This is a genomic window from Paenimyroides viscosum, from assembly GCF_003858535.1.
GTDB lineage: Bacteria > Bacteroidota > Bacteroidia > Flavobacteriales > Flavobacteriaceae > Flavobacterium > Flavobacterium viscosum.
On record NZ_RQTJ01000086.1, the window covers coordinates 1 to 1,115 of the forward strand.

The following is a 1,115-nucleotide window of genomic DNA, read 5'->3' on the forward strand; positions in this document are numbered from 1 at the left end:
AACAACGGCGAACGCATTTGGGTTCGTGTAACAAGCAATACCAATGCGTTGTCATTTGGCGTTACGTCATTCTATTTATTCAGAAATTTATTACCGCTAACACAAACCAATATATTACCTGTAACAGCTTGTGAGAATGGCACCACCGGTTTAGCGAATTTCAATTTAAACATTGCTTACACTACCATTGCGGTAAATCCTGTAGGTGTTTCGTTAGAATTTTACGCTAGCCAGGCCGATGCATTATTAGGTAATACATCGTTAATGCTGCCTGTAAATTATACAGGACCTGCAGGAACCATTTACGTACGCGTACGCAACTTAGACGGCGATTGTTTTAAAGTAGTTCCTTTACAGTTGCAAATCATCAATACGCCATCTGCAGCAAGTTTAGCACCTTTAACGTATTGTGATTTAAACAATGATGGTTTTGGTGAATTTAATTTAGATGCCACACGTGTATTAATTGCAGGTAATCCCATGCCGGCTAATTCGGTAGTAAGTTTCCATGATACCCAAGCCGACGCCGATAACAACGTAAACGCTATCGTAAATACGGGTACTTACGTTAATAAAGTAAAAGACCAACAAACAATATATGTTCGTGTAGGTTTTACCAATTCCAGCTGTTACAACACGGTAACTTTAGTGTTGAAGGTAAACAAGACTCCTGCAATTATTCCAATCCGCAGCCTAAAAGTATGCGATCTTAATAATGATGGCGTAGAAACAGTGAACCTACGCAGTAAAGAATCAGAGATGCTAACTGGATTAAATGCGGCAAACTATACGGTAACTTACCATATAAGTTCAGCAGCAGCGATGGCAGGTACAGGTGTTATCGGCAATCCAACAAGTTTTTCAACAAGTGTATCCAAAGTAATTTATGTTCGCGTAGCCGATAATGCAACGGGCTGTTTCGTTGTAACCCGCATAGATTTAGAGCTAATAGCAATGCCTGTAGTAGCAAATCCATTACCAACGCTTTACAAATGTGATACCAACGGAAACGGTTTTGAAGTATTTGATTTAGCAAGCTTAAAAGCAGGTATTATAGGTACGCAACAAGGCTTAGATGTAACATTCCATTACACTAATGCCGATGCACAAACCGG

1 pseudogene is annotated in these 1,115 nt (G+C 39.6%); it reads left to right on the plus strand.

Going from position 1 to position 1,115, the window contains the following annotated elements:
• Positions 1–1,115: pseudogene (locus tag EG242_RS14895) on the plus strand (hypothetical protein); the annotation flags it as partial.